A 21,534-nucleotide genomic window follows, 5' to 3' on the forward strand; every position below is an offset into this window, starting at 1 on the left:
TAATAAAGCCTTGCTGCAAGCCAATAATAATATGTGGATACAGAAAGATGCTCAGGGGAATAAAGGTCATCTGATTGAGAATAAATCTGCGACGATAAAGACGGTAAAGGGGGATTTGGTTGTCAGGACCCAAAAACTTAATAATACACGTGATGTTTTTGTTGTTAAAAACAAGGAGTTAATACCAGATTCAACAGATAAAAACCTGATTATTAATGAAACGAAAACCTGTGATTTTGGAGACCCGGTTATTCATGAAGCTGCATTAATCACTCCACTTCCTGATAAATGGTTTGGGCGTGTTGATTTTGGTAGAGATAATACTACAGATGGGGGAATTCATATAAATCACGCCAGAACTGAAACCATCAATTCTGACAGTAAGCAACCTGGAGTGATAGCATCTGGAAAGAGCATTTATATCAACAGTGATGAGTTATTGAATTTTGTCAGTAAGATGAGTGCCGGAAAAGATATTTTCTTAACAGGAATTAATTTTATTAATGAAAGCAAAATAACCGGCGTGCTAAATAATTATATTGTATATACTGAGAAGGAAACCGAAGGTAGTGTGTCTTCCCGTGGCGACGTATATATCAGGACAGACTTTGACAGATCAGGAAACGTTAAAACATGGGAGGATGAAAGCAATATTATTGAACCCGCCAGTGTTGTTGCTGCCGGTAATCTTGTCGCTGATTTTAAAGATAATATTAATATTCGCACACCACCCCCTTATGACATCAATGAAATGTCCCAAATCACCGTTGCAGGGGGTTATGATGCGTTATCTGCTAAAAATATTGTCTTAAATTCAGGGAAAATCAACAACAATAATATTATCAAAGCTAATAACAACATCACGATTTTAGCAACTGACGCTGTTACATTAAACACCGGGGAAGTTATTTCGGGTGGTGATGTATCCATGATCGCCGCTAATAATATTGATGTATTGCAGAGTAAAATCAAGGGAAAAAACATTACTGTTATTAGCCGTAATGCTGATTTGAAATTGCAAAGCAATGAGACTGTCGGATATTTCAACCATGATGGTAATAGAATAATCAGCCGCATTGAGGCAACAGGTGATTTATTGCTAAACGCAGGTAAGAATATTATTTTTCGGGACATATTTTTAACTAAAAGTGATAATATTACTTTAACGGCAAATAATGATATCACCATTGATAATAACAATGCGGTGCTATTATCACATAAACGAATTGGCAGTATTATCTCTTTCATTAAAGAACAAGAACTTTTTAATAACATGTTATCTAAAGTGGGTAAGCTGGATGCAAAAAGTTCTATTGTGATTAATGCCGGTGGAAATTTATCGGCTAAGAGTATTCGTTTCTCCGCAGAAAAAGACATCAATTTAACTTCTGCAAAAAGTATTGATCTGGCTCCCCGTGAATTATCTCCTTCACTGAGTAAATTATTCCCTTCATCACGTTCAGGAGAATTAAGCAGCCAATTAACCGCAGGGAATAATATCAGTGTCATCAGCGGTACAGATATTAACGGAAAGGCGGTTCAGATACAGGCAAACGGTAACGTATTATTGTCCTCTGGAAGGAATATCACACTCCTGCCCCTGCTTTACTCTGCTATTGCTTACAATGACGATGACAGACCTGAGCATTATGATGAACATAAAGATGACAGAAATTATGGCACACAAATCCGTGGTACTAAAAAGCTGACAATGGCTGCCAATGGAGCCATTACCACTGTGGGTTCAAAGTTACTTTCTGATGGTGATATAACGATTACCTCTGGTGGTGATATACGTTTCGAATCGGCTCGGAATCACTTCTACAAAGATCGCGCTGATTATTTCAAAGATAACAGCATCACAGAAACCTATACTCAACAAAGTACTGAATTAACCAGTGGTGGTGTGCTAACCGTGCTTTCAAACGGCAGTATTCTTTTTCAGGCCACTAAACTGGCGGCCAAAGGGGCAATGGATATCGCGGCGAAAGGTGGCTATCTGTACGCTCAGGCGATGGAAGAATCTAACCATTATGAGAACACAGAGACAAGTCGTAATTGGTATGGCAGGAAGAAAACCGCTAAACGTACCCGTCATGATGTCACTAATAAAGTCACTGAATTTACCGCGGGTGGTGATATTAATCTGTTAAGTCGGGATGACAGCACTTACGAAGCCAGTCAAATTGCCACTAATAAAAACGCCAAATTGACCAGCACTCACGGTAAAGTCAATTTTAAAGCGGTAAAAAATACCGCTTTTGAACAGACTATTACCTATTCCAAAGGCTTTTATATTAAGCAAAGGGATAAAGGTTATACCGAAGATAAGTGGGTTCTTCCCTCTATTCATATTGGCGGAAAACTGACCGTAGAAGCGGCTAAAGGTGTCAGCGCGGATATCAAAGCGAAAAATGGTCAGTCATTACAAAATGTCCTGACTGTATTGGGGAATACACCGGAGACCGCCTGGCTGAAAGGACTCAACGAAAATAAAGATACCCAGTGGAATGTGGTGAAGGATGCTTATGACAGTTGGGATCACAAAAGCCAGCATTTAAACCCGGTGGTTTCTGCGGTGATTGCGATTGCGGCAGCGGCAGCAACCGCAGGCAGTTCTCTGGCGGCATCTGTCGCATCTTATGCGGGTAATAGCGTTGCGGGTGGGGCATTAACCGCAGGAATGTCATCACTGACGGCACAGGCGGCGGTTGCTATTGTGGATAATCAGGGTGATCTATCCAAAGCACTAAAAGTGTTGGGTAGCAGCGATACCGTTAAATCAACCATTACCTCAATGGCGCTTGGTGGCGCACTGGCGGGTTTTGATAACGTCATGGGATGGGATAAAGCCGCCAATGGCGCTCAAATTGACCCGGCAAAAGCGACATTACCTAAACTGAGCAATGGCGACTGGAGCAAAGTGGCTCAACGGATCGCCGGTCAATCCATTATCAGTTCCAGCCTTGGTACAACCATCAATGGCGGTAGTTTTAAGGACAATTTTACCACCGCATTACTTGCCAATATTGGCAGCCAGATTAACGCCGAAGGTGCCGGGTTGATTGGGGCTAACGGTCAGGTGTTAGATTTACCCGGAAAAGCCATTAGCCATGCGGCGGTTTCTGCCCTTGCTGCGGAAATTGGCGGCGGTGATGCCAAAGGGGCGGCGGCTGGAGCATTAGCCGCAGAACTGGCCGCGATAACATTGGATAAAACATTCAATGATCCAATGAAAATTCAGGCGGGTGGCAAAATCATTGGCAGCGTCGCAGGTGCCATTGCGACCAACAGCGCCAAAGGGGCTAACAGTGGGGCTAATGCCGGGGAAATTGTTATTCTCTTTAACCACCTGAACTCCATGAATGCCTACAATCTGGTCAGAGAACTCCAGGAAGCCAATAAGCAAGGAACGCCTACCGAAGCAATCTGGAACAAATACAACAAACTGAGCGCTACACAACGGGCAGAAATGTTGTCTCACTGTGCCGGGAACGGTGGGTTATGCACACTGACCTATCAGGCTGAAATGGAAGGTGGGATAAAAACAGCGGATGCCATCAGTGGTCTGAGATGGATGTTTGGCTTATCGGCTGAAGATACTCATCGTCTCAGCCAGTTTGTGACGACAGAAAACCAAAACGATTTAGGGCTGTTATATAACTCGTTGCCCGCTTGGGAAAAAGGTGCACTAATAGCCAAAGAGGCAGTAGAATCTGCCGGTATTGGTGGTGCTATCGGCGGTAAAGCTTCGGTTGCCTCGATTGTTGGGAAGAATAAACAGCCTTATCAGGGCACAGCTGGAAAGGGAACGACTACTTACCCAGAAGGAATTCATTTTAATATTAACCAGAAAAATCACTTAGCCACATTTGATGGAATATCTAAAAAAGGGATAAGTGGTACACATAATGCTAATGCTTTCAATCAAGCGGCATCTGAAAATGGAATTAAAATTGTTAACCAGACACCAACTAGTGTTAAAGGCATTACGCAAATTGAGTATCAAATACCAGCAAAAGATAGAACCGGAAATGTTATTGGCTACAAAAACCAAATATTCAAGAAAACAGTATATGATCCAAACATTTTTTCCGACCAAAAAATGTTAGATCTTGGACAGCAGGCTGTTTCTAATGGTTATAAAAATGCAGTTTCTCAAAGTCTACGAGAATATGAATCAACCGCAGGTGGTGTGAAGTTTCAAGTTTATTTAGATCAAAAAACAGGTGCAGTTACTAACTTTTTCCCGGTGACACAATGAGTAATAAACGTCTTTTCGAAAAAATAGATTATGATAATGATTCTAAGTGGGTTATGAAGGAGTTTTTTAATTCTATATACTCCCAAGGTGAATTTTTATGGGCTTTACCGCTTGTTCTAAAAAAGGACGGGTGTGGAGTTAATGAAACCTATTGTACTTTCCCAAACTTAGATGATCCTGATCCTGAATATCATTTCGAAGGAGTAATGTTCGGAGTATGGGAAGGTGAAATCATAGTTCCCGAATCTACTTGCTTTGAGTATGTAAAACTAGCCTGTGAGAAATATCTTCAATTACATCCAGAAGATACAGAGCAAGTAAAATCCTTACTTGCTCAACTCCCTTAAACCAGAAAGATCCTAGCATTGAATGCTAGGATCTTTTTTAACGTTTGAACAATCATATGGCCCGCTTGGGAAAAAGGTGCACTGATAGCCAAAGAGGCGGTAGAATCTGCCGGTATTGGTGGTGCCATCGGCGGTAAAGCTTCGGTTGCTTCGATTGTTGGGAAGAATAAAGAGCACAATTATTGTAATATTTTTCAGGCTAATTACCATCATATTATCTAAAAAGATTATTTATTCTGTTATTTTAATATTCTTTCCTTATTCTCATAAAGTTACTGATTTAAATTAACATTAACCATCTCCCTATCGTTAAAATAGGGAGATTATGCCTTAGATAGAGATAATTAAGTAAAGAGAAAAACTAATATTGGGGAGCCAAAACTAATTTTTCTTTCCGCCAGAAACGGAAAAGCGATATTTTCCTACGCTGTAGAGTAAATCGGCGAACAAGATAGTTTGCTGTCAATTCCAATGCCAAACACATCACGAAATAAATTAACGCGACAAATAAAAAGACTTCTGTCGGGTAAACCATGCTGCGGTTATTAACCTGAGTTGCCAGAAATGATAATTCCGCCACGCCAACGATATAAGCCAGAGAGGTATCTTTTATCAGCGCAATCCACTGATTAATAAAGGAAGGTACCATCATACGCAACGCTTGTGGCAAAACAATGTACCAAAGTACCTGCCAACGGTTAAAACCTAATGATAGCCCTGCTTGCCACTGACCGGCACTAATCGCAATAATCCCCGCTTTTACCCCATGAGCCAAGTAAGCCGATGTAATCAGCGCCAAAGCACAAACCACCGTGGTAATCTCTGGAATTTCCACACCAAGCATCACAGGCAACAGGAAGTAAGTCCAGAAAATCAGCATAATGACTGGAATTGCACGGAAAAAGCCCAATACCGCGGCTAACAAATTAACCCAGAAGCCTTTCAGCATTGCCAAAGTAATACCGGCAACCGTACCCAATACAATAGAAATCGCCCCGGCTATCAGGCTAATAATCAACGTCAACGCCGCCCCTTCAAGAGGACCATCAGGAAACGTACCTAACAGTAGATAGCGCCAGTTTTCTACAATGACTGAAAAATCCATTTTAATGTCCTCTCGTTATAGCTTGTTGTTGACGCCATTGCCCCCAACCTTCCATAACGGCAATGATGGCGATATATAGCACCGTTGCAACACCGAATGCTTCAAACGTTTTCAATGTTTCGGTTTCTACTTGACGCGAAGCATATGACAACTCAGCCACGCCAATTGCCATTGTCAGTGACGAGTTTTTCACAATATTCATATATTGCCCTAGCAATGGCGGCGTTGCGATCTTCAACGCTTGTGGTAATACCACATAACGCATTGCTTGCCAGCCAGTGAGCCCCAGTGCATGAGCTGCATATTTTTGCCCGCGCCCTATACCCTGAATACCAGCACGTAGCTCTTCTGCCACGAATGGCGCTGAATAGAGAGTCAAACCAATAAATCCAGCCAGGAATTCGAATGAAGGCCAGGCCAATGGTAGACCTAATAGATTGATTTCATGAGGCGTGTTCAGCCAAAGCATCACCTCTTGCGGCAGTATTTGCCCTGAGGCGAAATACCAGAAAAACAGTTGCACCAGCAAAGGCGTATTGCGAAATAGCGTGGTGTAAGCGGTTACCGGCCAACGGAGAATTTTCAATTGGCTATCACGAGCAGCAGCCAATACAAATCCTAGCAAGGTGGAAGCGACAACGGTACAAGCGGATATCCACAGCGTAATCAGGAAACCTTGCCAAAGCCACCCCAAATATTGGGGAGCAAGCAACTGTTCTGTAACAAATAACTCAAACATATCTTACAATTACCCGGTATTACCAATGACAAAGCCCCGCAACAACAGGCGAGGCTAGTTACCAAGGGTTTATCACTTATTAGTATTAGGACTCTGTTTGCTGCTCCAAAGGCGCAAACTTAAAGTCACCTCTCGGTTGAGCCGATTTGGTTTCCGGGCCAAACCAACGGTTATAAATTTCCGCTGCTTCACCCTCTTTTTCCAGTTTCAGCAAAGTTTGGTTCACCGCCTCAACCAAGCGCTCTTGTCCTTTCGCCGCAGCCACTGCCTGATATTCACGGGTGATGCTAAAAGGAGAGATCTCAAATTCAGCTTTTTGGGCTTCCGGCACATTAGCCAATAGACCGACTAACTTAGCATCATCCTGAGTGATGGCTTGTACATTGCCATTACGTAACGCAGCAAATGCCAGAGGTGTGTCATCATAAGAGATCACTTTGGCTGTCGGGTAATGCTCACGCAGTGTAATTTCCTGTACTGTTCCTTTATCAGCACCGATACGTAAGTTTTTGATGTCTTCAGGCGATTTTAAAACCCCTTTACGGGCAATAAATTTCTGCCCAGTGGCAAAGTAAGGGATTGAAAAATCAACCTGCTTAGCACGCTCATTAGTAACGGTAAAGTTGGCGGCAATCAAATCAACTTTCTTTGATGCCAATAGGGGTAAACGGTTTGCCGGGTTAGTTGGACGCAACACCAATTTAACCCCAAGATCATTCGCAATCGCATTTGCGATATCTACATCATAACCCGCCAGTTTTTTGGTTTGCGGGTCAATAAAACCAAACGGCGGGTTACTGTCGAAAACAGCTATCCGCACTGCGCCGGCTTTTTTAATATCATCCAGTTTATCCGCCTTTGCAGCACCAGTAACCAATGTTAACCCAGCCAATAACGCCGTAATAAGAACGCGAGATTTCATTAAACTCTCCTGACAATAATTAATTCTTTATTATTCCAAGCTATCAATTTCACTATAGTGCATGAAATAATATAAATAACTATATTTATAACTATCAGCAATTATAAGGCAAAAAAAATGCCGGTAAAAATACCAGCATTCAGATTATTGACCAAGTGGTTAGCAAGCTATTCGTTATCTTTCGTCAACAGTTTTTCCAATTCATCACCACCTACATGCCGGAAATCCTGCCCTTTAACATAGTAGAAAATGAATTCACAGATGTTTTGACAACGATCACCTATTCGTTCAATAGAGCGTGCACAAAGCAGGACGGTCAGTACACTTGGGATGGTTCGAGGATCTTCCATCATATAAGTCATAAGCTGGCGGACAATACCTTCATACTCTTTATCCACCTTTTTATCTTCGTGATAGATACGAATCGCTTCTTCCAGATCCATGCGGGCAAAGGCATCTAACACATCATGCAGCATCTGGATGGTATGACGGCCAAGGGATTCCAAGCTAACCAACAATGGTTGATGCTGATGTGAGAATTTCTCAAGTGCCGTCTGGCAAATTTTATTTGCCACATCACCAATTCTTTCTAGTTCAGCGATTGTTTTCGAAATTGACATAATCAGCCGCAGATCACTGGCCGTTGGCTGACGCTTAGCTATGATGCGAACACACGCTTCATCAATAGCCACTTCCATCATATTGACCTTATGATCATCCTCAATCACTTCACGCGCCAATGCGGCATCCTGATTATGCATCGCGGTAATGGCTTTGGAGAGTTGCTCCTCCACCAGCCCACCCATTGCCATCAGTTCGGTACGGATATGTGCCAGTTCAGCGTTAAACTGACCAGAAATATGCTTATTGAGATTCAGATTGTCCATGTTATGCCCCGTAATTAACCATAACGACCAGTAATATAATCTTCAGTTTGTTTCATTTTTGGTGTGGTAAACAATGTGTCTGTATCACTGAATTCAATTAATTCACCAAGGTACATAAACGCCGTGTGGTCTGAACAACGCGCGGCCTGTTGCATATTATGCGTCACAATCACCACGGTATATTCAGATTTCAATTCGCTGATCAACTCTTCAATTCGACCGGTAGAAATCGGGTCGAGGGCTGAACAAGGTTCATCCAACAGCAAAACTTCTGGCCGGATCGCAATGCCACGCGCAATACACAAACGTTGCTGTTGCCCGCCAGATAGACTGTATCCGCTCTGATACAACTTATCCCGGGTTTCATTCCATAAAGCGGCTTTTGTCAAAGCCCACTGAACACGTTCATCCATTTCTGCTCTGGAGAGTTTTTCAAACAGACGGACACCAAACGCGATATTGTCGTAAATGGACATCGGAAATGGCGTTGGTTTTTGGAATACCATGCCAACTTTTGCCCGTAGCAGCGCCACATCCTGTTTATCAGTCAGGATATTATTGCCATCCAACAAAATTTTACCTTCTGTCCGCTGCTCACCATACAGTTCATACATTTTGTTGAAAGTTCGTAGTAATGTAGACTTACCGCAACCCGACGGACCGATAAAAGCGGTAACTTTGTTCTTTGCAATATTCAACGTTATGTTTTTCAGCGCATGAAATTTGCCATAGTAAAAGTTCAGATTGTGGACCTGAATTTTGCTGCTAGCGATATCATTAACTATGCTCATTTACTTCTCTCTGTTGAAAATATCAGTTAGTGCTTTTTCTTGACAAATAGCACACGCGCCACAATGTTAATCAGCAATACACACAGGGTTATCAATAATACGCCTGCCCACGCCAGTTGCTGCCATTCGGAGAATGGACTCATGGCAAATTTAAAAATGGTAACCGGTAAGTTAGCAATTGGCTGGCTCAGATCGGTACTCCAGAACTGATTGGAAAGCGAAGTGAACAGTAATGGCGCCGTCTCTCCAGCAATTCGGGCAATGGCCAGCAGCACACCAGTGATAATGCCGGATACGGATGCTTTCAGCGTAATGGCTGAAATCATCTTCCACTTCGGTGTGCCTAAGGCATAGGCGGCTTCGCGCAGGCTATCAGGAACCAGTTTTAACATGTTTTCCGTAGTTCTGATCACAATCGGCACCTGTAGCAACGCCAAAGCAATCACCCCCGCCCAACCGGAAAAGTGCTGCATTTTCGTCACAATGACAGTGTAAACAAATAAACCGACAACAATAGAAGGGGCTGACAGCAAAATATCATTTACAAAGCGGATCACCTCTGCCAGCCATGAACGGCGGCCATATTCCGCCAAATAGATACCTGCCATGATCCCCAGAGGCGTACCGATAACCGTCGCCCACAGAATCAGTAATCCACTGCCAACAATGGCATTTGCCAAACCACCACCTTCCGTATTCGGTGGTGGCGTCATTTCGGTGAACAACGCCAATGACATGCCATCGAAACCTTTGGTGACGGTGGAGAACAGAATCCATACCAGCCAAAACAAACCAAACAGCATGGTCGCCATTGATAACAGCAGAGCGAAGCGATTTTTTTGACGGCGCCATGCCTGTTTACGGCTACGGCTACGTACATTGGCGTCAATAGGCTTTTGTCTGCCTACGGTTGTCATATCAGCGCCCCTCATTCTTCGCCAGACGCATAATCATCAATTTCGATAGCGCCAGCACAATAAAGGTGATCACAAATAGAATCAGACCAAGTTCCATCAATGATGCGGTATGCAAACCAGACTCTGCTTCCGCGAATTCATTCGCCAGCGCGGAAGTGATGCTGTTGCCGGGCATAAACAGTGAAAAACTGTCGAGTTGGTAGGTGTTACCGATAATAAAAGTCACCGCCATCGTTTCTCCCAACGCACGACCAAGCCCCAACATGACACCACCAATCACGCCATTTCGGGTGTAAGGCAACACGATGTGCCAGATAACTTCCCAAGTAGTACAGCCGATACCATAAGCGGATTCTTTCATCATCACCGGCGTCTGTTCAAAGACGTCACGCATAACCGAAGCAATATAAGGGATAATCATGATAGCGAGAATGACACCCGCCGCCAGAATACCAATGCCAAAGGCAGGGCCGGAGAACAATTCGCCCACAATTGGCATGCTGGCGAGGAGATTGCCGACGGGCTGCTGGAAATAGGTGGCAAACAACGGCGCAAAAACAAACAACCCCCACATGCCATACACAATACTTGGGATGGCAGCCAGTAACTCAATGGCAATACCGAGCGAACGTTTCAGCCAGTTAGGCGCCAATTCCGTTAGGAATAGGGCAATCCCAAAACTGACAGGCACTGCGATAATCAACGCAATCAGCGAAGTAACCAATGTACCGTAAATCGGTATCAAGGCGCCAAATCGCTCTGCCGGAACATCCCACGTTTTCTGCCAGAGGAAAGAGATGCCAAACTGTTGAATACTAGGCCAGGAGGCAATAATCAGCGAGATAATGATGCCTCCTAGCAAAAATAAAGTTATCAGCGCAGCTAGCCTAACCAGTGCGCTGAAAATAATATCGCCATTTTTACTGGGTGCTTTCATTGCCGTTTTTTGTTCGGCCATAGAGCTTATTCTCATTTCGGGGTTAACTCCCCCTTAAACGGGGGAGAAATTAAAACGACAAATTTAATCGATATTTAAAGCAATCGATATTTAAAATAATCGATATTTAAAACAATCACTATCAACACGACTTAATACAGGACGTTACCATTGCTATCTTTTATCTGGGTTTTCCAAGCCGCACGAACTTGCTCAATCACCTCTTTGGGCAAGGTTGCATAATCTAGCTCATTTGCCTGTTTACTGCCTTTCTCATAAGCCCAGTCAAAGAATTTCAATATTTCTGCCCCCTTCACTGCATTTTTCTGCTGTTTATGAACCAGAACAAATGTGGTGGAAGTCATCGGCCACGCATTTTCACCTTGCTGGTTTGTCAAATCCTGAGCAAACGTTTTATGCCATTCTGCTTTCTTCGCTGCGGCACTGAAACTTTTTCCTGTCGGGCTAACAATATTGCCGTCAGCAGATACCAATTTGGTATAAGCCAGATGATTCTGTTTAGCGTAAGCATATTCAACATAACCAATGGACCCCGTCAGACGCTGAACAAATGCGGCAACCCCATCATTACCTTTACCGCCTAAACCAATAGGCCAGCTTACGGTGGAACCCATGCCAACTTTTTCTTGCCACGCTTTATTCACTTTAGAGAGGTAGCTAGTAAATACAAAGGAGGTACCGGAACCGTCAGCACGACGTATCACAGCAATATCTTGCTCCGGCAGTTTGACTCCCGGATTTAATTGAGTAATTGCTGGATCATTCCACTTTTTCACTTTACCTAAATAAATATCGCCTAAAGTTTTACCATCTAATGTTAATTCACCGGATTTAATCCCCGGGATATTAATCGCCAGTACCACCCCACCGATGACGGTTGGAAACTGAAACAAGCCATCAGCAACTAACCTTTCATCGGATAAAGGGGCATCGGAAGCCCCGAAATCAACGGTATTTGCCAGAATTTGTTTTACGCCACCGGAAGAACCGATGCCTTGATAATTGACTTTATTACCTGTCTCTTTTTGATAAGAATCCGCCCACTTGGCATACACCGGTGCGGGAAATGTCGCACCTGCCCCGGTTAAGCTAGTGGCAGCAAATACAGACAGGGTTGTCAAAGAAAACGTCGCTGCCATTATGCCGACTATGATGGTACGCATCAGTTTCATAATCCCTCCTAATGGGATATTGAGAATCAACAAGGAAATATATTCGTCAAATCAAAATAAGGTGCAGGAGGAAAAATAGGTCAATTTAATTACAGCAAAATGTCTTAATTATGACATTTTTATGACAGCGTAATGGAAACTTAACCTGAGACTGACATAAAACTGTCATCTCCACACACCATTAAAATCAAATATTAGGAGATGATTATCAAACCGTTAAAAATTATCTTCCACGACAGGAATACAAGCACGGATAGATAATCCCCCTTTAGGGCTGGTACCCATTTCAATTTTCCCGTCATGAGCATCAATAATTCGCTGAACAATCGCCAGACCTAACCCTGTTCCACTACTACTGCGTGCTCTTTCACCGCGAACGAATGGCTGAAATAACCGTGGCAAATCTTCCTGTTTGATGCCAGCGCCATTATCTTCTACCTGAAACCAAGCAAATTTATTTGTCTGACCACTACTCACTTTAATCCAGCCGTTACCATAACGATTGGCATTAACCAACATATTAGCCAATGCCCGTTTAATAGAAATCGGATTGGCGTTAACAGTTATTGGGTTAAGAGACAGATGGTTTTCAATATCCTGCTCATAGCCATTTTCTGCGGAAATCACCTCTTTGAGAATAGAATTCAGCTCGCAGAATTCCATTGGCATTTCCTGCCCAGTACGGAGATAGTCAATGAATTGCTCAATAATGGCGTTACACTCTTCAATATCTTTATTGATAGATTCAGACAGATAAGCATCTTCCTTGCTCATCATTTCTGTTGCTAGTCGGATACGTGTCAGCGGCGTACGCAAATCATGGCTTACTCCGGCAATTAATATCGTGCGGTCACTTTCCAATAACTTTATCCCGGAGGACATTTGGTTAAATGCGCGAATAGCTGCACGAACTTCCAGAGAACCCGCTTCCCGCACCGCTGGCATCATAATACCTTTACCTGTTTGCTTGGCGGCATACTCCATTTCCAGTAAAGGTCGGTTCTGAAAACGGATATAAAGCCAGACACAACCAAATACCAGTAATAGAATTGCCAGTGCATAGCGGAAAATAGGAGAGAATTGATTTTGTTCGATCTCAGTCAAAGGAACCCTGACCCAAATATCGGGGGCCAGATAAGAATTAAGCCAAAGTATAGGGCTATCTGTGTTTATCTCCAGACGAAGATCAGCCTTACCACCAAGGTACTCGCCCATCTTCTCACTCAGGAAATCATAACGTCTGGCCCAACGTAAACCTTGTATCTCCGCGTCAGATTCAGAATAGAGCGTAATACCCAACTCCTGATAAATCTCCCGGCGAACTACTGGCGATATCACCAGAAAAGAGCCATCCTCTAGCTTCAACTTTTCAGCCATTAGGGTACGAACTTCATACGCTAATACCTTATTGAACTGCTGCAAACTTGGCATGATAACGAAATTCACAACAACCAAGTAGCTGGTTACCAAACTGATAAACAGCATAGCCATAATCAAGAATAAAGTATGGGTAAACGTGCTGCGAGGGGAGAATCGCAATAATTTCATACACGAATTCCGTCTGGCACAAAGACATAACCCAGACCCCAGATAGTCTGGATATAACGAGGATGTGTAGGATCTTCTTCAATCACACGACGCAGACGTGAAACCAAGACATCAATCGATCGCTTCATTGTGCTATATTCCCGGCCACGCGCTAAGCTCATCAGTTTATTACGGGACAATGGCACGCCAGGATAAGAAACCAGTACTTTCAATACAGCAAATTCTCCACTGGTTAATTGAATATGTTCATCTCCCTGAAACATTTCCCGCGTACTCAAATTGAGGCTAAACTTACCAAAATTAATAATCGCATCATCCTCAGCCGGTAGGCCCAATAACTTATTCGCCTGACGACGTAATACCGCCCGGATACGCGCTAATAGCTCACGGGGATTAAATGGCTTCGGAATATAATCATCAGCGCCAATTTCTAGCCCAACAATACGATCTACCTCTTCTCCTCTCGCCGTCACCATAATAATCGGTACCGGATTACTTTGGTTTCTCAGCCTTTGGCAGACAGAAAGCCCATCCTCTCCTGGTAACATTAAATCCAATACGATTAAGCTAACAGATTCCCGTGTCAGTAAGCGGTCCATCTGCTCCGCATTAGCAGCACTACGTACCTGAAAACCTTGTTCTGTCAGATAACGCTCTAATAACGTTCGTAAACGCATATCATCATCCACCACAAGGATCTTGTTATCTACTTGCATTATCAAACTCCAAAAAACACTACATGCTTTGATAAATTTATCATTTTGAAAGAGATTAACCCAAAGATAGAAATCAGATATCTGTATTTTGAGACTATTCCTAATAGGACTTATTTCCACAGTTATTAATTCGAATGATTAATTTAGTGGTTTATTACTGACAATGAGAACGCAGTAATTCACTGTCAACTATCGAATTTCTACCGTTATTTTGCCATCCACCAATCCATCAATTAGCACCCTGGTGACCGGCAAATCGATAGAAATCTATTTATTAGCGGGATTAAATTCATCAGGCAGACTAAACGAAAAATGCCCTTTGCTGCATATTATCTGCTTACCCCCGCCACGGTTTTCCCTTACTAACGAGGATCTGGATCGATAATGTTCAGCTCACCAACGTTTGAACAAGAAATCACGCGACGGTCGAATTTTCGTCACCTTTCCTGACTATAGTAAACAATTTCGCTTGTTTTTTCTTCACTTAAACCTTAACAGCCTGTTTCATCACCAGCAAGATTCACAGCATACATACTATTCAGTACACAGAACCATAAATTATATGATGAACGTTATAAATATTAGAGCCAAATATCATAATGAGCAGACAGGTAAAGCAATCTTGTTACCGATAATGCTAACTCGAAACCGTCTGTTAACCCTTTATCTCTCGTTTTAATCCATGTTCACCACAGTGGGAGAGTATCGTATTCTCTTGCCACGCAGCCGATTCAATCCATCAACAGTGATAAAGATAAATTTATTCAACCAACGACGGCCTGAATGTCACTAATACGTTAATCTTGCAAAACAGCCGGGATTTATTGACTAATGACTAAAAACCGAGTCTCAATTTGACATCTACCAAAATGGGCTGTTTTATATACTTATGAGGTTAACTACGGTATCTATATATATCAACGTAAAATGAAAACTAAACTGATAACCCGCGAAGGCTACAACAAATTAAAGGAAGAACTGGATTATCTCTGGCGTGAAGAGCGTCCAGAGGTGACTAAAAAAGTGACTTGGGCAGCAAGCCTCGGTGATCGGAGTGAAAACGCAGATTATCAATATAACAAGAAGAGGCTACGGGAGATTGATCGCAGAGTCCGATATCTAACCAAAAGCTTAGAAGAATTGCGGTGTGTTGATTATTCCCCTCAACAAGATGGACGAGTGTTCTTCGGTGCATGGGTAGAGATCGAAAATGATCAAGGTGAGATTAAACGCTTCCGTATTGTCGGGTACGACGAAATTTTTGGTCGCAAAGACTACATATCCATCGATTCTCCAATGGCCCGGGCTTTATTGAAAAAAGAAGTTGGAGATAGTGCAATCGTTCATACACCAACAGGAAAAGTGTTGTGGTACGTGAATGAAATCGAATATACGAATTAGCCTATTAAAAAATTTAAAATGGGTAGATTCACATAATTAAGTGCAACATTGTTAATCTGGAAGTAAACATGTTCGTATTCCATTAAATAAATTTTTTAAGTAATCCCTCCATTTTTAACGAAAGTCAAAAGTAGATTTGTAATTCATTAGTTACCTGCTTCTGGGACAATACGATGAAACTCAAGTTCTTCCTATTCTAACTGTCCTTTTAATTTAATTCGTATATTCAGAAACAGCTCATAGCAAATCCGATAACACACTTATGGTTCCAGCGACAACTTTTCACATTTGAGTTCAATCGCGGTTGCTATAGCGTAACTCGTCAAAATAAGATTAGACGTAAACTGGAAATTATTGCTCTCAGAACGTATAAAGGGGGTTTTATGAATATTTGAAGCTTATCCACCAGAAGAAAATGCAACATGAATGAATCTCTGAGCCAAATTATTGCAAATGAGCTACAAGCGCGGCCACAACAGGTACTTTCTGCGATTAGCCTGCTTGATGAAGGGAATACTGTCCCTTTTATCGCACGCTATCGGAAAGAAGTTACCGGAGGTCTGGATGACACCCAACTCCGTCAACTTGAAACCCGCCTTAGTTATCTGCGCGAACTGTCGGACCGCCGCCAGACCATTCTTAAATCCATTGATGAGCAAGGCAAACTGACCCCAGAGCTGGCAGAAGCCATTAATGGAACTCTCAGCAAAACAGAGCTGGAAGATCTCTATCTGCCATACAAACCGAAACGCCGTACTCGTGGACAAATCGCTATTGAAGCGGGTCTTGAACCACTAGCGGACGCCTTGTGGCAAGATCCACAGCAAGAACCAGAGCAGGTTGCCGTTACCTTTGTTGATATCGATAAAGGTGTGGCTGATACCAAAGCGGCTCTGGATGGCGCGCGTTATATCCTAATGGAACGTTTTGCCGAAGATGCCGCGTTATTGGCGAAAGTACGTGACTATCTATGGAAGAATGCCCATTTGGTCGCTAAAGTCGTTGCAGGAAAAGAGGAAGAAGGCGCTAAATTCCGCGACTATTTTGATCATCATGAACCTATTGCACAAGTCCCTTCTCACCGTGCATTAGCTATGTTCCGTGGTCGTAATGAAGGAATACTGCAACTTTCGCTAAATGCTGATCCCCAGTTTGATGAACCACCAAAAGAGAGCTATTGCGAACAGATTATTACGCAGCATCTTAATCTGCGCCTGAATAATGCACCGGCAGATAGCTGGCGTAAAGCCGTAGTGAACTGGACCTGGCGCGTTAAGGTATTGCTGCATCTTGAAACTGAATTGATGAGTACCTTGCGAGAGAAAGCGGAAGATGAAGCCATCAAAGTATTCGCCCGCAACCTGCAAGATCTATTGATGGCCGCGCCAGCGGGTATGCGTGCAACAATGGGGCTCGATCCCGGTCTGCGTACCGGTGTCAAAGTAGCTGTTATCGATGCAACCGGCAAACTGATTGCCACAGACACGATCTATCCACACACCGGGCAAGCGGCTAAAGCTGCTGCAAGCGTGGCAGCCTTGTGTCTCAAACATCAAGTGGAACTGGTCGCCATCGGTAACGGAACAGCTTCCCGTGAAACAGAACGTTTCTTCGCGGATGTGCAAAAGCAGTTCTCAGAGATAAAAGCCCAAAAAGTGATTGTCAGTGAGGCAGGGGCATCGGTTTATTCTGCCTCCGAGTTGGCGGCACTGGAATTTCCTGATCTGGACGTTTCACTACGTGGAGCAGTCTCTATCGCCCGTCGCTTGCAAGATCCACTGGCCGAATTGGTGAAAATCGATCCGAAATCCATCGGTGTCGGTCAGTATCAACATGATGTCAGCCAGAGTCAGCTTGCCAAAAAATTGGATGCCGTCGTTGAAGATTGCGTAAACGCCGTCGGCGTGGATCTCAATACCGCTTCTGTTCCACTGCTAACCAGAGTTGCCGGGTTGACCCGCATGATTGCCCAGAATATCATCAACTGGCGTGATGAGAACGGCCGTTTCAATAACCGAACACAATTACTAAAAGTCAATCGTCTTGGGCCAAAGGCTTTTGAGCAATGTGCTGGATTCCTGCGGATTAATCACGGTGATAACCCACTGGATGCATCGACCGTTCATCCAGAAGCTTATCCGGTAGTGGAAAAAATTCTGGCGGCCACTGAGCAGAAACTCCAAGAATTGATGGGTAACCCTGCCTCATTACGTGGATTGCAACCTCAGGATTTCACCACCGAGCGATTTGGTGTTCCAACCGTTACCGATATTTTGAAAGAGCTGGAAAAACCTGGCCGCGATCCACGACCCGAGTTTAAAACCGCGACTTTCACGGAAGGCGTGGAAACCATGAATGATCTGCATCCGGGAATGGTGCTGGAAGGTGCAGTCACTAACGTGACTAACTTTGGCGCATTTGTCGATATCGGCGTTCATCAAGATGGTTTAGTTCATATCTCTTCGCTGTCCAATCGCTTTGTAGAAGATCCTCACACCGTGGTAAAAGCGGGTGATATCGTTAAAGTAAAAGTGCTGGAAGTTGATCTGAACCGCAAGCGCATTGCTCTGACCATGCGTCTTGATGAGCAACCGGGAGAAACTCCCTCACGCCGCAATAACAGTGCACAAGCTGACCGCCGTCCTGAACGTAATGACAGGAACCGTAACACTTCCCGTTCTTCTACCTCAGCCGGAAACAGTGCTATGAGTGATGCGCTAGCTGCCGCATTTGGAAAAAAACGTTAAGATTCCTGTCACTGTAACTTCTATCACTGTAAACAGATGCACTGCTTCGGCAGTGCACGTTTTTTGGTTCCTGCCAGAAAGAATCCAAACTCACAGATTCATATCAACTCTGAGTGACTAAGTGATTAAATTAACACCAAAAATGAAAATAGGATTAACATTGAAATTAATGTTGGTTATTATTCTCATTTACAATTATTATGAATTGGATGCAAATCATACTTCATAATAATGAGTATGACTAATTTTCGATATTATACCCTACGGATTTCAAGATGCATCGCGACGGCAAGGGAGCGAATCCCCGGGAGCATAGCGAACTATGTGACTGGGGTGAGTGAGTGCAGCCAACAAAGAGGCAACTTGAAAGATAACGGGTATATCTTACTTACCACAGATCCCGGAAGGTTATATGCAACTTCTTCCAGACCATAGTTACAAGATCATTGGTTTTTCTCCGAAGATCAGCCCGGCTTACCGACAGAAATTGCTGTCATTAGGTATGTTGCCTGGTTCTTCGTTTCATGTTGTCCGCTTAGCGCCTTTAGGTGATCCGATACAAATTGAGACTCGCAGAGTCAGCCTGATTCTGAGAAAAAAAGACTTGGAATTTCTCACATTAGACAGCGTTCAATGCAACGCATAATCCGTTGCAAGCAACGAAACAGTTACTCTTAATTTAATCTGGCACCAAGAACATGAAAGCACTGACCATTGGCCTAATTGGCAACCCCAATGCCGGCAAAACAACATTATTTAACCAACTTACTGGCGCCCGACAACGTGTAGGCAACTGGGCTGGCGTTACAGTAGAACGAAAAGTTGGTCGTTTTACCACCGCGGAACACAAAATTGAGTTAGTTGACCTGCCGGGAACCTACTCTCTAACCACGATTTCTGAGCAAACATCACTGGATGAGCAGATAGCCTGCCACTATATCCTGAGCGGTGATGCTGACATGCTGATTAACGTCGTAGATGCTTCTAACCTTGAACGAAATCTCTATCTGACGTTACAACTGTTGGAATTAGGCATTCCATGCATCGTTGCGCTTAATATGCTGGATATCGCTGACAGTCAGCATATCCAAATTAATATTGCCGAACTGGAGCAGCGCCTGGGTTGTCCAATCATTCCAATGGTTTCAACCCGAGCAACGGGAGTAAATGAGCTGAAACGGGCAATTGACCGCCATAAGCAGAATTCCGGGCAGTCACTGATTCACTACCCTGATTGCCTGTTGCAAGAAATTGAGACGTTATCTGGTGCGATTTCAGACAATTTTCATGCTCAACAACGCCGTTGGTTAACGCTTCAAATGCTTGAAGGGGATATTTACAGCCTGGAACGTTCCGGTCTTGCTACCTCAATGCTGGCTGAATCCAAGGAACGCTTGCAACAACAGCAATATGACGAACCCGAACTGTTGATTGCCGATGCGCGCTATCAAAGCATCAATACATTGTGCATGGCCGTGATTGATACCCAAAAAGCCATGCCAAATAAGCTCACCCAAGCAATCGATAAAATTATCCTTAATCGTTGGTTAGGCGTACCTATTTTTCTGGCGGTTATGTATTTAATGTTCGTGCTGGCAATTAATATCGGTGGTGCGCTACAACCTATCTTTGACAGTGGTTCTGTCGCTATTTTCATTCATGGGGTTCAATGGCTTGGGCATACCTTAAGCTTTCCAGCATGGCTGACGGTTTTCCTCGCGCAAGGCATCGGTGGTGGTATCAACACAGTTTTGCCGCTGGTACCACAAATCGGCATGATGTATTTATTCCTCTCTTTCCTTGAGGATTCTGGCTACATGGCGCGGGCTGCATTTGTCATGGATCGTCTGATGCAAATTCTTGGGCTACCGGGCAAATCATTTGTCCCGTTGATCGTTGGCTTCGGTTGTAACGTCCCATCCATTATGGGGGCAAGAACGCTGGATGCTCCGCGTGAACGTTTGATCACGATAATGATGGCCCCCTTTATGTCTTGCGGTGCACGATTAGCCATCTTTGCTGTATTTGCCGCCGCATTCTTTGGCAAAAATGGGGCAACTTTTGTTTTTTCCCTTTATATATTGGGTATTGTCGTCGCTATTCTGACTGGCCTGATGTTGAAATACACCATTATGCGCGGCGAAGCCTCACCATTCATTATGGAGCTTCCGGTTTACCACATTCCACATCTAAAAACTCTGCTTCTGCAAACCTGGCAACGCCTGAAAGGTTTTGTCATCCGTGCCGGTAAAGTGATCGTTATCGCCAGTATGTTCATCGGCGCTCTTAACAGTTTCTCATTTTCTGGCAAGGCGGTAGATAGCATCAACCAATCCGCTCTGGCTTCAGTCAGCAAGGCTATTACGCCCGTGTTACAGCCAATTGGCGTTCACTCTGATAACTGGCAAGCAACCGTAGGTCTGATAACTGGTGCAATGGCAAAAGAAGTGGTAGTTGGGACACTCAATACGCTGTATACCGCAGAAAACATTGCTAATGAACCGTTTAATGCAGATGAGTTCAACCTGTTTGCTGAACTGAAAGATGCAGTTGGTGAAACTTGGGATAGTTTGAAAGATACCTTCACTCTGAGCGTGCTTGCCAACCCAATCGAAGCTAATAAAGGTGACGGTGAGATGGATATCGGTTCTATGGGAACCATGAGCGCCAAATTTGGCTCCGCTATTTCAGCTTACAGTTATCTGATCTTTGTTCTGTTATATGTGCCTTGTGTTTCGGTGATGGGCGCGATTGCTCGCGAAACAAGCCGTGGCTGGATGACATTCTCTATTCTGTGGGGACTGAACGTGGCTTATTCAATTTCAGCCCTGTTTTACCAGATGGTGACTTTCTCACAACATCCACAAAGCGGCCTGATTACCATTCTGACCGTCGTCATATTTAACGCACTGGTGTTCTACTTCCTACGGCGGGCACGCAGCCGTGTGACGATGAAGTTAATCAGCAACCCGGGAAATAGCTGCCACTGCTCCAGCGGAAACTGTCACTAGGAATTGAAA

At 43.7% G+C, this 21,534-nt stretch carries 17 protein-coding genes; 7 read left to right on the forward strand and 10 right to left on the reverse strand.

The features are described 5' to 3' along the window. The coding region (locus LGZ98_RS15575; RefSeq protein WP_262978263.1) for a DUF637 domain-containing protein at window positions 1-4,264 on the forward strand (4,264 nt) is incomplete at its 5' end. Continuing rightward, window positions 4,261-4,611 carry a ribonuclease toxin immunity protein CdiI gene (cdiI, locus tag LGZ98_RS15580; protein WP_146747585.1) on the forward strand — a complete coding sequence of 117 codons (351 nt, stop codon included), beginning with the start codon at window positions 4,261-4,263 and terminating at the stop codon, window positions 4,609-4,611. The genes LGZ98_RS15575 and cdiI, both read left to right, overlap by 4 nt. 361 nt (window positions 4,612-4,972) lie before the next feature. Here the strand turns inward: cdiI and LGZ98_RS15585 are convergent, their stop codons facing one another. The 10 genes from LGZ98_RS15585 to ompR all read right to left on the reverse strand — a co-directional run bounded on the left by LGZ98_RS15585 (window position 4,973) and on the right by ompR (window position 14,366). Continuing rightward, window positions 4,973-5,716 carry an amino acid ABC transporter permease gene (locus LGZ98_RS15585; protein ID WP_262978264.1) on the reverse strand — a complete coding sequence of 248 codons (744 nt, stop codon included), beginning with the start codon at window positions 5,714-5,716 and terminating at the stop codon, window positions 4,973-4,975. Between the two features lies 1 nt (window position 5,717). After that, on the reverse strand, window positions 5,718-6,455 hold the full coding sequence (locus LGZ98_RS15590; protein WP_112895597.1) for an amino acid ABC transporter permease: 738 nt from the start codon (window positions 6,453-6,455) through the stop codon (window positions 5,718-5,720). An 85-nt stretch (window positions 6,456-6,540) separates the two neighbouring features. Continuing rightward, the gene (locus tag LGZ98_RS15595; protein ID WP_113041209.1) at window positions 6,541-7,377 is read right to left on the reverse strand and encodes an ABC transporter substrate-binding protein; all 837 of its coding nucleotides are present in this window, start codon (window positions 7,375-7,377) and stop codon (window positions 6,541-6,543) included. A gap of 167 nt (window positions 7,378-7,544) precedes the next feature. After that, on the reverse strand, window positions 7,545-8,264 hold the full coding sequence (gene phoU, locus LGZ98_RS15600) for a phosphate signaling complex protein PhoU (protein WP_113041210.1): 720 nt from the start codon (window positions 8,262-8,264) through the stop codon (window positions 7,545-7,547). 14 nt (window positions 8,265-8,278) lie between these two features. Next, window positions 8,279-9,055: a phosphate ABC transporter ATP-binding protein PstB gene (gene pstB / locus LGZ98_RS15605; protein ID WP_113041211.1), complete on the reverse strand. Its 777-nt coding sequence runs from the start codon at window positions 9,053-9,055 to the stop codon at window positions 8,279-8,281. 26 nt (window positions 9,056-9,081) lie between these two features. Continuing rightward, complete coding sequence (pstA, locus tag LGZ98_RS15610; RefSeq protein ID WP_113041212.1) at window positions 9,082-9,972, reverse strand: phosphate ABC transporter permease PstA; 891 nt, start codon at window positions 9,970-9,972, stop codon at window positions 9,082-9,084. A 1-nt stretch (window position 9,973) separates the two neighbouring features. After that, window positions 9,974-10,930 (reverse strand): phosphate ABC transporter permease PstC, encoded by a 957-nt coding sequence (gene pstC / locus LGZ98_RS15615; protein WP_262978265.1) that lies wholly within the window; start codon window positions 10,928-10,930, stop codon window positions 9,974-9,976. A gap of 131 nt (window positions 10,931-11,061) precedes the next feature. After that, complete coding sequence (gene pstS / locus LGZ98_RS15620; protein ID WP_262978266.1) at window positions 11,062-12,102, reverse strand: phosphate ABC transporter substrate-binding protein PstS; 1,041 nt, start codon at window positions 12,100-12,102, stop codon at window positions 11,062-11,064. Between the two features lie 216 nt (window positions 12,103-12,318). Further along, window positions 12,319-13,650, reverse strand: a complete 1,332-nt coding sequence (envZ, locus tag LGZ98_RS15625; RefSeq protein ID WP_113041214.1) for a two-component system sensor histidine kinase EnvZ — start codon at window positions 13,648-13,650, stop codon at window positions 12,319-12,321. Continuing rightward, window positions 13,647-14,366, reverse strand: coding sequence for an osmolarity response regulator transcription factor OmpR (ompR, locus tag LGZ98_RS15630; RefSeq protein ID WP_113041215.1), 720 nt, complete (start codon window positions 14,364-14,366; stop codon window positions 13,647-13,649). The genes envZ and ompR overlap by 4 nt, the downstream gene beginning before the upstream one ends. Window positions 14,367-15,293: 927 nt before the next feature. Here ompR and greB point away from each other — a divergent pair. The 5 genes from greB (at window position 15,294) to feoB (ending at window position 21,525) form a co-directional block, all read left to right on the forward strand. Next, on the forward strand, window positions 15,294-15,767 hold the full coding sequence (greB, locus tag LGZ98_RS15635) for a transcription elongation factor GreB (protein WP_228901655.1): 474 nt from the start codon (window positions 15,294-15,296) through the stop codon (window positions 15,765-15,767). A 422-nt stretch (window positions 15,768-16,189) separates the two neighbouring features. Then, complete coding sequence (locus LGZ98_RS15640) at window positions 16,190-18,514, forward strand: Tex family protein (RefSeq protein ID WP_262978267.1); 2,325 nt, start codon at window positions 16,190-16,192, stop codon at window positions 18,512-18,514. A 237-nt stretch (window positions 18,515-18,751) separates the two neighbouring features. After that, window positions 18,752-18,949: a hypothetical protein gene (locus LGZ98_RS15645; protein ID WP_158536492.1), complete on the forward strand. Its 198-nt coding sequence runs from the start codon at window positions 18,752-18,754 to the stop codon at window positions 18,947-18,949. Then, the gene (gene feoA / locus LGZ98_RS15650) at window positions 18,927-19,160 is read left to right on the forward strand and encodes a ferrous iron transporter A (protein WP_112879608.1); all 234 of its coding nucleotides are present in this window, start codon (window positions 18,927-18,929) and stop codon (window positions 19,158-19,160) included. The genes LGZ98_RS15645 and feoA overlap by 23 nt, the downstream gene beginning before the upstream one ends. 52 nt (window positions 19,161-19,212) lie before the next feature. Beyond that, a complete protein-coding gene (gene feoB / locus LGZ98_RS15655; RefSeq protein ID WP_262978268.1) occupies window positions 19,213-21,525 on the forward strand; it encodes a Fe(2+) transporter permease subunit FeoB in 2,313 nt (770 codons plus the stop codon). Window positions 21,526-21,534: the final 9 nt, after the last annotated feature.

The sequence above is a fragment of the Photorhabdus kayaii genome (genome assembly GCF_025384895.1).
In the GTDB taxonomy this organism is placed as follows: Bacteria; Pseudomonadota; Gammaproteobacteria; order Enterobacterales; family Enterobacteriaceae; genus Photorhabdus; species Photorhabdus kayaii.